The sequence below is a fragment of the Brevundimonas sp. genome (assembly GCF_035627475.1).
In the GTDB taxonomy this organism is placed as follows: domain Bacteria; phylum Pseudomonadota; class Alphaproteobacteria; order Caulobacterales; family Caulobacteraceae; genus Brevundimonas.
This window is the reverse complement of sequence record NZ_DASPLR010000010.1, coordinates 1-13,196: the sequence shown is the minus strand read 5'-3', so window position 1 is coordinate 13,196 and position 13,196 is coordinate 1. Positions and strand designations below refer to the sequence as shown.

The 13,196-nt window shown below is 70.6% G+C and carries 15 protein-coding genes and 1 tRNA gene; 7 read left to right on the top strand and 9 right to left on the bottom strand.

Annotated features, from left to right (window positions below):
• The first annotated feature begins 64 nt into the window (after positions 1-64).
• Positions 65-994, top strand: a complete 930-nt coding sequence (locus tag VEA62_RS01985) for an MJ0042-type zinc finger domain-containing protein (RefSeq protein ID WP_324817719.1) — start codon at positions 65-67, stop codon at positions 992-994.
• Positions 987-1,517, top strand: a complete 531-nt coding sequence (locus VEA62_RS01980) for a phosphoribosyltransferase (RefSeq protein ID WP_324817716.1) — start codon at positions 987-989, stop codon at positions 1,515-1,517. The genes VEA62_RS01985 and VEA62_RS01980 overlap by 8 nt, the downstream gene beginning before the upstream one ends.
• A 487-nt stretch (positions 1,518-2,004) precedes the next feature.
• Here the strand turns inward: VEA62_RS01980 and lysA are convergent, their stop codons facing one another.
• The 3 genes from lysA to argH are packed head-to-tail and all read right to left on the bottom strand — an operon-like array spanning position 2,005 to position 4,911.
• The gene (gene lysA, locus VEA62_RS01975; protein ID WP_324817713.1) at positions 2,005-3,297 is read right to left on the bottom strand and encodes a diaminopimelate decarboxylase; all 1,293 of its coding nucleotides are present in this window, start codon (positions 3,295-3,297) and stop codon (positions 2,005-2,007) included.
• Between the two features lie 4 nt (positions 3,298-3,301).
• A complete protein-coding gene (locus VEA62_RS01970; RefSeq protein ID WP_324817710.1) occupies positions 3,302-3,538 on the bottom strand; it encodes a hypothetical protein in 237 nt (78 codons plus the stop codon).
• A gap of 5 nt (positions 3,539-3,543) precedes the next feature.
• The gene (gene argH / locus VEA62_RS01965; protein WP_324817708.1) at positions 3,544-4,911 is read right to left on the bottom strand and encodes an argininosuccinate lyase; all 1,368 of its coding nucleotides are present in this window, start codon (positions 4,909-4,911) and stop codon (positions 3,544-3,546) included.
• A gap of 85 nt (positions 4,912-4,996) precedes the next feature.
• On the opposite strand from argH, the gene VEA62_RS01960 reads away from it, so the two are divergent.
• On the top strand, positions 4,997-5,611 hold the full coding sequence (locus VEA62_RS01960; RefSeq protein ID WP_324817705.1) for a TlpA disulfide reductase family protein: 615 nt from the start codon (positions 4,997-4,999) through the stop codon (positions 5,609-5,611).
• Here the strand turns inward: VEA62_RS01960 and VEA62_RS01955 are convergent.
• Together VEA62_RS01955 and VEA62_RS01950 are read right to left on the bottom strand one after the other, a co-directional pair.
• Positions 5,608-5,883, bottom strand: coding sequence for a hypothetical protein (locus VEA62_RS01955; protein ID WP_324817702.1), 276 nt, complete (start codon positions 5,881-5,883; stop codon positions 5,608-5,610). The two genes, VEA62_RS01960 and VEA62_RS01955, sit on opposite strands and share 4 nt — an antisense overlap.
• 64 nt (positions 5,884-5,947) lie before the next feature.
• Positions 5,948-6,024, bottom strand: a tRNA-Met gene (locus tag VEA62_RS01950).
• A 185-nt stretch (positions 6,025-6,209) separates the two neighbouring features.
• Here VEA62_RS01950 and VEA62_RS01945 point away from each other — a divergent pair.
• Entirely contained in the window at positions 6,210-7,442 is a 1,233-nt protein-coding gene (locus VEA62_RS01945; protein ID WP_324817700.1) for a PQQ-dependent sugar dehydrogenase, read from the top strand.
• Here the strand turns inward: VEA62_RS01945 and VEA62_RS01940 are convergent.
• The 4 genes from VEA62_RS01940 to argB form a co-directional block, all read right to left on the bottom strand.
• On the bottom strand, positions 7,439-7,582 hold the full coding sequence (locus VEA62_RS01940; RefSeq protein ID WP_324817697.1) for a hypothetical protein: 144 nt from the start codon (positions 7,580-7,582) through the stop codon (positions 7,439-7,441). The two genes, VEA62_RS01945 and VEA62_RS01940, sit on opposite strands and share 4 nt — an antisense overlap.
• Positions 7,583-7,810: 228 nt before the next feature.
• Positions 7,811-8,668: a 2,3,4,5-tetrahydropyridine-2,6-dicarboxylate N-succinyltransferase gene (gene dapD / locus VEA62_RS01935; protein WP_324817695.1), complete on the bottom strand. Its 858-nt coding sequence runs from the start codon at positions 8,666-8,668 to the stop codon at positions 7,811-7,813.
• The gene (locus VEA62_RS01930) at positions 8,665-9,360 is read right to left on the bottom strand and encodes a pyrimidine 5'-nucleotidase (RefSeq protein WP_324817692.1); all 696 of its coding nucleotides are present in this window, start codon (positions 9,358-9,360) and stop codon (positions 8,665-8,667) included. The genes dapD and VEA62_RS01930 overlap by 4 nt, the downstream gene beginning before the upstream one ends.
• On the bottom strand, positions 9,357-10,301 hold the full coding sequence (argB, locus tag VEA62_RS01925) for an acetylglutamate kinase (RefSeq protein WP_324817919.1): 945 nt from the start codon (positions 10,299-10,301) through the stop codon (positions 9,357-9,359). Before argB ends, VEA62_RS01930 begins: the two co-directional genes overlap by 4 nt.
• 383 nt (positions 10,302-10,684) lie before the next feature.
• Here argB and VEA62_RS01920 point away from each other — a divergent pair, with 383 nt between their 5' ends.
• The 3 genes from VEA62_RS01920 to VEA62_RS01910 all read left to right on the top strand — a co-directional run.
• Positions 10,685-11,467 carry a hypothetical protein gene (locus VEA62_RS01920; protein ID WP_324817688.1) on the top strand — a complete coding sequence of 261 codons (783 nt, stop codon included), beginning with the start codon at positions 10,685-10,687 and terminating at the stop codon, positions 11,465-11,467.
• A 40-nt stretch (positions 11,468-11,507) separates the two neighbouring features.
• Positions 11,508-12,185: an acylneuraminate cytidylyltransferase family protein gene (locus VEA62_RS01915; protein ID WP_324817685.1), complete on the top strand. Its 678-nt coding sequence runs from the start codon at positions 11,508-11,510 to the stop codon at positions 12,183-12,185.
• Positions 12,186-12,308: 123 nt separating this feature from the next.
• The coding region (locus VEA62_RS01910; RefSeq protein ID WP_324817683.1) for an outer membrane protein at positions 12,309-13,196 on the top strand (888 nt) is incomplete at its 3' end.

The following is a 13,196-nucleotide window of genomic DNA, read 5'->3' as shown; positions in this document are numbered from 1 at the left end:
TTGGGTCAGGACGCGGCCGTGAAGCCGCGACGGGAGGGGGCGGAACGCCTCTCAGTCAGCGCACATGATACTGACCTGCCCGTCCTGCGCCACCAGCTATTTCACCCCCGACGAGGCGATCGGCCCGACCGGCCGCACGGTGCGCTGCAAGACCTGCAAACACACCTGGCGCGCCACCCTGGACGAGCCGCTGGAGCTGTCGGTCTCGCCGCCGGGGCTGGAGCCGTCGAGCTTCTCGCGGCGCGAGGAGGCGGCCGAGTCCGCCGAATCACTGTCCGAGACCCCGGCGCCCGAACTGCCCCGCGCCTTCCGCGCCCGGGCCGAGCAGCAGCGCCGGCTGCGCCGCGCCGCCGCCCACGGCGTGGTCTGGGCCGGCATCGCCTCCGGCTTCGCGGCCCTGCTCGGCGCCGCCTGGCTGTTCCGCGTCGAGGTCGTCGAGATGGCGCCCCGCGCCGCCGCCGCCTACGCCGCGGTCGGCCTGACGGTGAATCCCACCGGCCTGGAATTCGAGGCCGTCTCGGCCCGCGCCGCGCCCAACGATCCCGGCAAGGTTCTGGTCTCGGGCGCGCTCCGCAACGTCCGCGAGGACGAGCGCACCGCGCCGCCGGTCCGGGTCGCCCTGCTGGACGCCCACGGGGCGGAGATCGGCCACGCCGTGGTGCGCATCGACGCCGCCCCCGTCCTGCCCGGCAAGGTCCAGGGCTTCGCCGCCACCATCGCCGATCCGGGCGGCAAGGGTCAGGGCGTCGGCGTCGCCTTCGTACTCGAGGACGCCGCCCCGGCGACGGAAGCGCCCGCCCATCGCGCCGCGCCGCCCGTCCACCGTCCGCTGCCGACCGCCGATGTCGGCGGCCTGCGCCCCGCCCTGTCTCCGGGGCCGGTCGAGGCGCTGAACATGCAGCCGATCGACGCCGTGCCGGTGGCCGTACCCGTGGCGGCGCCGCTCGCTATCGACTCGCACGGGCCTGAGGCGGTATCCGCCTCGCATGGCTGACACCCCGACCCCCACCGTCCTGCTGCCCGAGGCGGAGGTCGCGCGCATCGTCGCCGACCTGGCCCGCCAGATCGCCCCCGTCACCGACGACGAGACCGTGGCGGCGGTGCTGCTGACCGGGGGGCTGTGGTTCGCCGCCGACCTGACCCGGGCCCTGTCGCGCATCGGCCGCAACGTCCGCTTCGACGCCCTGTGGCTGGCCTCCTACGGCGACGAACAGTCGAGCCGCGGCAAGATCGACGTCTATGCGAATTTTCAGCGCCCCATCGCCGGCAAGAAGGTGCTGATCCTCGACGACGTCTTCGACACCGGCCTGTCGCTGGCCGAGGCTGTCCGCATCGCCCGCGAGGCGGGCGCGGCCGAGGTCCTCACCTGCGTCTTCGCCAAAAAGCCCTGGCCTCTGCCCCGCGCCCCCGAGCCCGACTTCGTCGGCTGGGACGCCCCCAACCGCTTCCTCGTCGGCTACGGCCTCGACCACGCCGGCGCCCTCCGCGGCCTCCCCGACATCTGCGCCCTGGACTGAGCCGGGACGCGGCCTACCCCTCCTTTCGTCATCCCGGGGCAAGCGGCGCAGCCGCGCCGACCCCGGGACGAGGCGGCGCGCGTCAGCGCGAACCTGTCGGGAGGGCCGACTCCCGGACACATCCTGCATGCACAGGTCGCCTTCGGCGCCGCCTTGTCCCGGGGTCTCGCTGCGCTCGCTCCCGGGATGACGAAAGCGAAGGCATGACGCTGTGCTGACAATCCGCGGAATCATAGTCGGATTGTGGAGGCGATCTCCCGCCTTTTCAGTCACTTCCTGGATTCTGGAATCGATCTTCCCGCCGCACAAACCGGCGGGCGCATAATGCGCCGTTCGTCTGTCCGCCGGTCTTTGACAATCGCATCCCCGCCGCACCGCCCGAGGCGCGCCGATGTAGACTCTGCCGACTCTGCCCCCGCTGTTCCGGTTGCCGACCCTGCCGACGGCGCCACACCGCTTTCCGGATTTCACCCGGGTAAAACCGGCCTCAGCCCAGCCAGTCCGCCTGCGGCTCCCGCGCCCACATCTCGTCGTAGGTCGGCCGTCCCCGCACCACCGCCCAGCGGTCGCCGTCGACCAGCACCTCCGGGACCAGGGGGCGGGAGTTGTACTCGCTGGCCAGCACCGCCCCGTACGCCCCCGCGCCCATGAAGGCCACCAGGTCCCCGGCCTGCACCGGCGCCAGCCTCCGCTCCCGCGCGAACACGTCCGTGGACTCGCAGATCGGCCCGACCAGGTCGTAGGCCGCCGTCCCGCCCTGCCGCTCCCGCACCGGCACGACGTCGTGGAAGGCGTCGTACAGGGCCGGCCGCATCAGGTCGTTCATGCCCGCGTCCAGCACCAGGAAGGTCCGGCCGTCGCTGCGGGCGTTGACCTGGATGACCCGGCTCAACAGCACCCCGGCGTTGGCCGCCAGCAGCCGGCCCGGCTCGAACGCCGCCTCGACCTCCAGCCCCTCCAGCACCCCCGCCGACATGGCGACATAGTCGGCGATCGACGGCAGGTCCGACTGGCCGTGATACGGCACGCCCAGCCCGCCGCCGAGATCCAGCCGGCTGACCGCCAGCCCCTCGGCCCGCAGCGCCAGGGTCATCTCGCGCAGGGCCCGGAACGCCGCCTCCAGCGGTTCCAGCGTGGTGATCTGGCTGCCGATGTGACAGGCCAGGCCGACCGGCGTCACATGCGGCGAGGCGGCGGCCTTGGCGTACAGGGCCGGCGCCTCCTCGGCCGGCACCCCGAACTTGTCGGTCGCCCCGCCGGTGGTGATCCGGGCGTGGCCGCCGGCCCCGATCTTCGGATTGACCCGGATGGCGATCTCCGGCGCGGCGCCCCTGGCGGCGGCCACGGCGATCAGCCGGTCCAGCTCGACGGCGCTCTCCACGTTGATCTGGCGCACCCCGGCCTCGATGGCGAAGGCCAGTTCGGCGTCGGTCTTGCCGACGCCCGAGAAGACGATGCGCTGCCCCGGGACGCCCGCCTTCAGCGCCCGCCGGATCTCGCCCTCCGACACCGTATCGGCGCCGCACCCCAGCCGGGCCAGCGTCGCCAGCACCGACAGGTTGGAGTTGGCCTTGACGGCGAAGGCGATCAGGGCCCCCTCCTTGCCGGGACCGCCCAGCGCCGCGCGATGCGCGTCCACCGCCTCGCGCAGCAGCCGGTAGTGCCGCGTCAGGGTCGCGGTCGAATAGACATAGACCGGCGTGCCCACCGCCTCCGCAATGGCCTCGAGAGGCGCGGCCTCCGCATGGAGGGCGCCGTCGATCCGGTCGAAATGGTGCAAGGTCCTAGCCGGGGTTGGCGCCCGAACCGCCATAGGGGTTCGAGCTGGGTCCGCCGTCGATCGGCGCCTGGCTGGGCGGACGGTAGACCGTGGCCGGCTCGACCGGTCCGGGCCCACGCTCGTCCGGCAGGGCGCGTTCGGTCCGCCTGGCCGGCGGGGCGTCCAGGTCGGCCACGCGGCCACAGCCCGCCGCGGAGGCGGCCATCAGGGCGGCGGCGCCCAGGACAATCAGTTTCTTCATGCCATCTACCCCAGTCGCGCCGTCCAGTCGGCGATGCGCGCGCGGACCTGTTCCGGCGCCGTGCCCCCGAAGCTCTGGCGGCTGGCGCAGGAAGCCTCGGGCGTGAGCACCTTGTAAACCGCTTCCGTGACGCCCGCCTCAAGCGATTGCAGTTCAGCCAGCGGCAGTTGCGACAAATCCACGCCCAGCGCCTCCGCCCGCTTCACCGCCGCCCCCGTGACATGGTGCGCCTTGCGGAACGGCAGGTTCAGCTCCCGCACCAGCCAGTCGGCCAGATCGGTCGCGGTCGAGAAGCCCGACCCCGCCGCCGCCCGCATCCGCTCTGTGTCGGGCTGCAGGGCCGAAACCATCGCCGTCATCGCCCCCAGCGCCAGGGTCAGGGCGTCGAAGGCCTCGAACACCGGCGGCTTGTCCTCCTGCATGTCCTTCGAATAGGCCAGCGGCAGTCCCTTCATCACCGTCGACAGGGCCACCAGCGAGCCCATGATCCGGCCCGTCTTGGCCCGCACCAGCTCCGCGGCATCCGGATTGCGCTTCTGCGGCATGATAGAACTGCCGGTGGTCAGGTCGTCCGGCAGGCTGACGAAGCCGAACTGCGGCGTCATCCACACCACGATCTCCTCGGCCAGCCGCGACAGGTGCCCGGCGCAGATCGAGGCCGCGGCCAGGCTCTCCAGCGCGAAGTCCCGGTCGGACACCGCGTCCAGCGAATTGCCCATCGGCCGGTCAAAGCCCAGTTCCGCCGCCGTCATGTGCCGGTCGATGGGGAAGGGCGACCCCGCCAGCGCCGCGGCCCCCAGCGGGTTCTCGTTCATCCGCTTCCGGGCGTCCGCGAACCGCGAGGCGTCCCGCCCGAACATCTCGACATAGGCCATCAGGTGGTGGCCGAAGGTCACCGGCTGGGCCGGCTGCAGATGGGTGAAGCCGGGCATCAGGTCGCCGGCGTGCTGTTCGGCCCGCGCCAGCAGCGCCCGCTGCAGCCCCTCCAGCTGCGCCACCGCCGCGTCGCAGGCGTCCCTCACCCACAGGCGAAAGTCCGTCGCCACCTGGTCGTTGCGGCTCCGCGCCGTATGCAGCCGCCCCGACGGCTCCCCGATCAGCTCGGCCAGCCGCGCCTCCACATTCATGTGGATGTCCTCGAACTGGTCGCGGAACGGGAAGCTCCCGTCGCGCATCTCCGCCTCGATCGCGTCCAGCCCGCCGAGGATCGCATCGGCGTCCGCCTGGGTCACGATGCCGCGCGCCGCCAGCATCCGGCAATGCGCCCGCGAGCCCGCCAGATCCTGGGCCCACAGCCGCCTGTCGACGCCGATGGAGACGTTGATCGCCTGCATGATGTCCGCCGGCCGCGCCGAGAAACGCCCGCCCCACATGTCTTGACCTTCCGCGTTCGGAGAAGGCTTAACTGTGGCACCGGGTTGGGAAGGCTGTGTCATGAAGCGCTCTAGGACGGCGGGAATGGCGATCGCGGGCGCGCTGGCGGTCGGCATGATCGCGGGCGCCGGCCTGCTATACGCCAATCGCGACGCCTTCTTCAAAGCCGCCGCGCCCGCGCCGCCCGCCAAGAGCGAACTGGCCCGGTTCGCCAAGGGGTCGCTGACCCGGCTGGAGACCCCCGCGGCGCTCGCGCCCGCGCCCGATTACGTCTTCAGGACCCGCGACGGAGCCGCCGCCCGCTTCGCCGACTTCCGGGGCAAGGTGGTGGTGGTCAACCTGTGGGCGATGTGGTGCGCGCCCTGCCGCACCGAGATGCCGACCTTGGCCCGCCTCGCCCAGGCCTATGCCGGCACGGACCTGATCGTGCTGCCGATCAACGTCGACGCCACCGCGGACGGCCTCGCCGACGCCCGCAGCTTCATCGACGTGCACGAGCCCCTGCCGCTCTACAGCGACATGAAGTTCCAGCTCCCGTTCGAGCTGCCCGGCGAGGGCAAGATGCCCCAGACCGTCTTGCTCGACCGGCAGGGCCGCATCCGCGCGCATTTCTCCGGCGAGGCCGATTGGGCCAGCCCCGAGGCGCGGGCCCTGATCGACGCCCTTCTGGCCGAGCCCGCCGGCGCGCCCGCGGCCTAGTTGCCCTTAGCATCGGCCCTGGTCTCGGCCTCCTGCTCGTCAGCCTCCTCGGCCAGCCGATCGGTCCCCTCGTCGATTTCCTGGGCGACCTCGCTGGCGCCCGCCTTCACGGCGGAGCCAATCTGGGCGGCCTCTTCCTGGATGGCGGAACCGGTGTCGTCGGCGGCCTCGTCGGCCTCGGCCCGGGTATTGTCCTGCTCGGCTTCGGTGCAGGCGGCGGCGCCCAGCGCCAGGGCGGCGACAGCGGTGAGGGCGGCGATACGGATGCGCATGGGAAGTCCCCTTCGGCGTTGAACCTTCGCCGTGAACGCGGGGAATGCGGGCGGGTTGCCGGAATGGTGGCTGGGGGCGGGCTCGAACCGCCGACCTGTGGGTTATGAATCCACCGCTCTAACCAGCTGAGCTACCCAGCCCCGGCGTCCGGGGTCCGGCGGGAACTGGTCTGTCCGCCGGAAGAGGCGTGCCTATAGAGGGGGGCGCAGACGGTTTCAAGTCGTCGCGAGGGCCTCGGCGCTGCTTGCGGGCTTGCGCCGGGCGCGGGGAACCGCGAGGTCCATTGCATCGCTTCACGAACGACCAGCCAACCGGGGTTTCCGCCATGCGCCTGCTCGCCGTCGCCGTCTCCGTCTCCGCCGTGGCCCTGGCCGCCGCCTGCGGGGCCGACGAACAGAACCAGATCCCCGCCGCCAGCGGCTCCGCGCCGGTCGAATCCCGGCCTCCCAACGCCGCGGACCAGCAGCCGGCCTTCGCGGGCCAGACACGGGCCCCGGGCGTGCGCACCGAAGCGGCGCTGGCGCATACAGTGGTGGCGTCGGGGCTCGAGGAGCCATGGGGCCTCGCCATGCTGCCCGACGGTCGCTGGCTGGTCACCGAGCGCCCCGGCCGGCTGCGCATCGTCACCGCCGAGGGGGCGGTGGGGGAGCCCATAGCCGGACTCCCCGCCGTCGATGCGCGCGGGCAGGGCGGGCTTCTCGACGTGGTGGTCGGCCCGACCTTCGCCGCGGACCGCCTGATCTACTGGAGCTACGCCGAGCCTCGCGAGGGCGGCAACGCCACCTCCGTCGCCCGCGGCCGACTTTCGGACGACGGGACGCGGGTCGACGCCGTGCAGGTCATCTTCCGCGCCATGCCCGCCTATGACGGCGGCGCTCACTTCGGCTCATCCCTGGCCTTCGACCGTGCGGGTCACCTGTTCATCACGCTCGGCGACCGCTCCGATGCGCCGATGCGGCCGCAGGCGCAGGATCTCGGCTCGCACATGGGCAAGACCATCCGGATCAACGCCGACGGCTCCGTCCCGGTCGACAACCCCTTCGTCGACCGCGAGGGCGCACGCCCTGAAATCTGGTCGCTGGGCCACCGCAACGTTCAGGGCGTCGCCATCGCCCCAAACGGCGATGTCTGGACCGTCGAGCACGGCACCCGCGGTGGTGACGAGCTCAACCTCGACCGCGCCGGCGTCAACTACGGCTGGCCGATCATCGCCTACGGCGTCGAATACCGCGGCGGTCCGATCAATGAGGGGATCACCGCCCGCGAGGGGCTGGAGCAGCCGGTCTACTATTGGGATCCGGTCATCGCCCCCGGCGGCGTCGCCATCTACGATGGCGCCATGTTCCCGGGCTGGCGCGGCAACCTGCTGGTCGCCGGCCTGAAGGAAAAGCACATCGCGCGGCTGGTGCTGGACGGGAACCGCGTCATCGGCGAGGAGCGGCTGCTGACGGACCTCGGCGAACGGGTGCGAGACATCGCTGTGGCCCCTGACGGCGCCGTGTGGGCTATCACCGACGAGCCGAACGGCAAGCTGGTGCGGCTGGCGAAGGCAAGCTAGCGCACCGTTTGTGCGCGATCCCGGAGGCCGATCAGCCAGCCGGCTGCGGTCACGGCGGCGGCCTGAAGCAACACAGCGAATGCAACCAGGGCGGGCAGATCCCAGCTGCCCTTCCAGACCAGCAGGCAATAGGCGGCCAAGGCCGCCAGCTGAAGAGCGCCGCTTGTCGTGGCCGCCGCCGCTGCTCGCCTCCAGCCGCGAGATCAGGCCGGCGGCCAACCCGGTCGGGACGGCTGTCAGGCATAGGCCAAGCGCCATCGCCAGCGGCCGGCCGATCGGGCCCGGATCGCTGAAGAAGGTCAGGGCATAGGCCGCCACGCCTGTGGCGAGGGCGCTCGTGACGCCGATGAGCGCCGCGCGGCGCATTCTCAGTCCCGCAGCAGTTCGTTGACCCCGGTCTTGGCTCGCGTCTGCGCGTCCACCCGTTTCACGATCACCGCGCAGTAGAGCGACGGTCCGCCGTTCGGATCGGGCAGCGAGCCCGGCACCACGACCGAATACGCCGGCACCTCGCCGCGGAACACCTCGCCGGTGGCCCGGTCGACGATCTTGGTCGACCCGGACAGATAGACGCCCATGGCCAACACGGCGCCCTCGCGGACGATGACGCCCTCGGCGACCTCGGCCCGGGCGCCGATGAAGCAGCCGTCCTCGATGATGGTCGGATTGGCCTGCAGCGGCTCCAGCACCCCGCCGATGCCCGCGCCGCCCGACAGGTGCACGTTCTTGCCGATCTGGGCGCACGAGCCGACCGTGGCCCAGGCGTCGACCATCGAACCCTCGTCGACATACGCGCCGATGTTCACGAACGACGGCATCAGCACCACGTTGCGGCCGACGAAGGCGCCTCGCCTCACGATCGCGCCCGGAACCGAACGGAAGCCGGCCTCCTGATAATGGTTGGCGGTCCAGTCGCCGAACTTGTTCGGGACCTTGTCCCACCATGGCCCGACGCCCGGTGCGTGGCTGGCCGCTCCGCGGTCGCCGCCGCGGACGAGTTCGTTGTCGTTGAGCCGGAACGACAGCAGCACCGCCTTCTTCAGCCACTGGTGCGTGGTCCAGACACCGTCGTCACCGCGCGAGGCGACCCGCGCCTCGCCCGCGTCCAGCATTCCGATCGCCTGCTCGACCGCCCTGCGGACCTCGCCGTGGGTCGAGACGGAGACGCTGGCCCGGTCCTCCCACGCCGCCTCGATGACGCCTTCCAGATCGGCGTGGTCGGTCATGTCGGATCTCCCGGCAGGATGGCGGTGGCTAGAAAGGGCCCGAGCGCGGCCGCCCGGTGGTCCACGAACGGCGCCTCGGCGTCGAAGGCATGGGGGCCGACCAGCACCGTGGTCATCCCCAACTCCTTGGCGTGTTCGAGATTGCGCACGGTGTCTTCGAAGAAGGCCGCCGTCGCCGGATCGAGCTGGAACCGCTCCAGCATCAGGGCGAAGGTGTCCGGGTGCGGCTTGGGAACCAGCCGGGCGTGTTCGACCGCGAACAGGCCGTCGAAAAGGTCGCTGATCCCCAGTTGCTCCAGCACGCGCTCGCCGTGCCGCGTCGAGCCATTGGTGAAGACGTAGCGGGGCCCGTTCAGCCGCTCCAGTCCCGCCCTGAGACCCTCGTCCGCATGGAGGTCGTCCAGCGGCACGTCATGCACATCGGCCAGGAACTCTTCCGGGTCGATGGTATAGTCCTTCATCAGCCCGCCCAGCGCCGCGCCGTGGTCCATCAGATAGCGCTTCTGAAGCGCCCGCGCCTCGTCCAGCGGCAGGCCGGTGGTGCGAACCATGAAATGGCCGATCCGCTCGCTCACCCGTTTCAGGATCTGACGCTCGGGCGGATACAGGGTGTCGTCCAGGTCGAAGATCCAGCTTCGCACGTGACGCAGGTCGGCGGCGATCTCGGTCGGCTGCACGGGTTCGGCCGTCATTCTTCAGCCTTCACCAGGGTGCCGGCGCCATGTTCGGTGAACAGCTCAACCAGCATGGCGTGCGGCCGCCGGCCGTCGAGGATGACCACCGCCTCGACCCCGTCCCGCACGGCGGCGATGGCGGTCTGCAGCTTGGGGATCATCCCGCCGGTGGCGACGCCGTCGTCGATCAGCTTCGAGGCCTCTCCCACCGTCATCTGGCGGATGATCTCGCCGTCGGCGCCCTTCACCCCCGCCACGTCGGTCAGCAGCAGCATGCGCTTGGCGTTCAGCGACCCCGCCAGCGCCCCCGCCACGGTGTCGGCGTTGACGTTGAAGGTCTGGCCGTCCTCCGCGACCCCGATGGGGGCGATGACCGGAACCCAGTCGGCGTCGGATTCCAGCAGCCGCACGACCAGCTTGGGATCGACCTTGGTCGGTTCGCCCACGAAACCGAGATCGACCTCGTGCTCGATCATGCTGTCGGGGTCACGCTTGGTGCGGCGGGTCTTCTCCACCGTCAGCAGGCCCGCGTCCTTGCCGGACAGGCCGATGCCGCGCACGTCCGCCTTGCGGCCCGCCATGGTGATCCAGTGGGCGATCTCCTTGTTCACCGCGCCCGACAGGACCATTTCGGCGACCTGCATGGTGTCGGCGTCGGTGACCCTCAGCCCGTCGACGAAGCTCGACTTCACACCGGCCTTTTCGAGCATGGCGCTGATCTGCGGCCCGCCACCGTGGACGACGACCGGGTTCACACCCATCAGCTTCAACAATACGACGTCGGCGGCGAACTGTTTCGCCACGGCGCTCTCGCCCATGGCGTGACCGCCATATTTGATGACCACCGTCTTGCGGTCATAGATCTGGATGTAGGGCAGGGCCTCGGCCAGCGTCTTCGCCGTGTCCCAGCCCTGCGCGTCTCGCGCGCGATCCGCAGTTTGCCGTTCTGTCTCGTCCATCACCAGCGGGTCCGTAATGCCAAGCCCGGGCCGTGTCATCATGAAACCGGACCTCCGTCCGCCCGTTCCGTCCGGATGAACGAGCACGAAATCGACGATCGGGATCTGACGCCGTCCGATCCGGCCGATCCGGCCTCCCTCCAGCACCCGGATCCGACTCTCTGTCCCGAGTGTATGGGCGGAGGCGTGCTGCCCTCAGGCGAGGTCTGCCCGGTATGCGAAGGGACCGGAAAGGCCACCAACCGTACGGGCGGGGGTTGATTCGGTCGCAACTTCGGCTTGGGTCGGCCGCGCAGGTCGCCAGGAGTTGAACCGGCGCCGCTTGTCGTTTCGGGAAGCCGCGTTACGGTAGCCGACCAGGTTCTCGTCGGTTGGGCCGTTTCATGTTCGATTCCCTCTCGCGGAGTGGCTTTCCTGTCCTGATCGGAGGGGTGTGCGACGAATTTCTGGTCGGCGCCTTGTCCCTCGACGTCGTCTACGGCCGCGCTGGCTCCAGTCGCCGCGAGGCCGACGCGGTGGATGCACTGTACGGCGAGCCTGGCGACACTTTCGTGCTACCTGGTTCCCCCTCGGCCGAGTTCACCGGCACGGACAACAACCTGATCATCGGGGGAGCCGGGAACGACACCCTGCGCGGCGGCGGCGGGACGGACCAGATCCGCGGCGGGCTCGGGACCGACACGATCGTGCTGCAGGGCCTCGCGGCGGACTACACGATCACGGCCGAGGGCGCGGGCTGGCGGATCATCGACGGAACAGGCGGCCGCGACGGCTCGATCCTGGCCCTCGACATCGAAACCCTGCGCTTTGGCGACGGGTCGACCCAGGCGCTGGGCGGCGCTCCCGCGCCCCTGCTGTCCGGGAGTGACCAGGGTCCACTCACCCTGCCGGCCATGGTCGGAGACAAGGCCGTTTTCGCCGACGGCGAGCCTCTGGTCCTGCCCTCCGCCGAGGACGACGCCTTCCTGCCGCTGACCCTGTGGGATGATGCCCAGGTTCTCCCGGCCGTGGACGACGATCAACCGCTGATCCTGCCCGGCGAAGGTGTCGGCAAGGCGGCCCTGATCGCCCTCCAGATGGAGGAGTCCACGGTGATCGGACCGGTGGGGCTGATGCTGCTCGATTCGACCGACGATCATTCGCACCCGCACGATCCGTGGGCGTGAGCGGGCTCGCGGCGGCCCCCGCGGCCATCGATGCGGTCGCATGATCGGCGACCGGCGAGTTCTGGCGATCGTACCGGCGCGAGGCGGCTCGCAAAGGCTGATCGCCAAGAACGCCCGGCCCCTGGCCGGGCGGCCCATGGTGGCCTGGACGCTCGAGGCGGCGCGCGGGTCCGCCCTGATCGATCATCTGGTGGTTTCCACGGATGACCCGGCGGTGGCCGCGACGGCCGCCGGGATGGGGTGGCCGCCGCCGTTCCTGCGGCCAGATCACCTGTCCGGGGCGACCGCTTCGGTCATCGACGCGATCGAACACGCGCTGGATCAGGTGGGCGGGCGCTGGGACTACCTGGTTCTGCTGCAACCGACCTCCCCGCTGCGCACCGCCGCGGATATCGATGGCGCCATCCGTCTCTGTCACGAGAGCGGCGCCCCGGCGGTGATCGGGGTTTCGCCCCTGCCGAAACCGCCGTCCTTCTACGGCCGTGTCGACACGGCGGGACGATTCACTTCCGGCGGCGTGGATCTGGAGCGAACGGTCGTCATTAACGGCGCCGTCTATGTCGGCCGGCCGGATATCCTGATGCGCGACCGCACCTTTCAGTCCGACGGCGCCCTGGCCTGGTCCATGCCATTCGAACGGGGCTGGGACGTCGATACGCCGGCCGAGTTCGCTGTTTGCGAAGCGCTTTTCCCGTTTCAGATTGCGGAATCGGCCTGAGGCGCCCGCCACCGCGCGTCCCGGCGCCCCCCTGTAGCTGAATGGCCACGCTTATGGTTGTTCGGGGCTTCTTCGTCTCGACCTGAGCCAGCGGGGCTGTTATGAGGGTGCAAGCGGCGGCTCGTGCGCCGCCTTGAGAAAATTCACCTGGGCTGCGGAGGGCATCCACCCATGCGCGTTAAGACTTTCATTCTGGCGTCGTGCGCCGCCGGGGCGTTGGCCCTGTCGGCCGGCGCTGCGGCTGCCGAGCCGAACGGCTGGTACGGCGCGATTGACGCCGGTTACCACATGCCGGAGACCGAACTGAGCCTGGCGATCGACGAGTTTGAAGTCGACGATGACTGGGCCGGCTTCGCCCGCTTGGGCTACCGGTTCACGCCGAACTGGCGCGTGGAGCTGGAAGGCGGTTATCGGCCGGGCGAACTGGGCGAACTGACGGCGAGCGGCGTCCCCGCTGTCTGCAACACGGTCCCGGCGGTGGGGCCCTGCGAGAACCCCGACGGGGAAATCCAGGCTACCACGCTGATGATGAACGTCATCTATGACTTCGGCAGCGCCGAGTCGTCGCTCCGTCCGTTCATCGGCCTCGGCGCCGGCGTCAACCGGGTCAATACCGAGCTCCTCGGCACTCTGGCCCAGGACCGCACGATCGCTATTGGAGCCGATGACAGTTCGACGGAACTGGCGGCGCAAGCTATCGCCGGCCTCTCCTGGGCGCTCAGCAACCGGGCCAGCCTGGATCTGACCTACCGCTACCTGATGTCGAACTTCTCCGCCGACACGTTCGATTCCTCGGCGGCGTTCGACCCGGGGCCTTTCCAGGGACGTTACACCGACCAGTCGGTCAGCCTGGGCCTGCGCTATGCGTTCGGCGCCGACGAGCCGGCCTATGTGCCGCCGCCGCCCCCGCCGCCGCCTCCGCCGCCGCCGCCCCCGCCGCCGCCTCCCCCGCCGCCGCCGCCGCCTCCGGCTCCGGTCGCGCGTGAGTTCGTGGTCTACTTCGACTGGGAT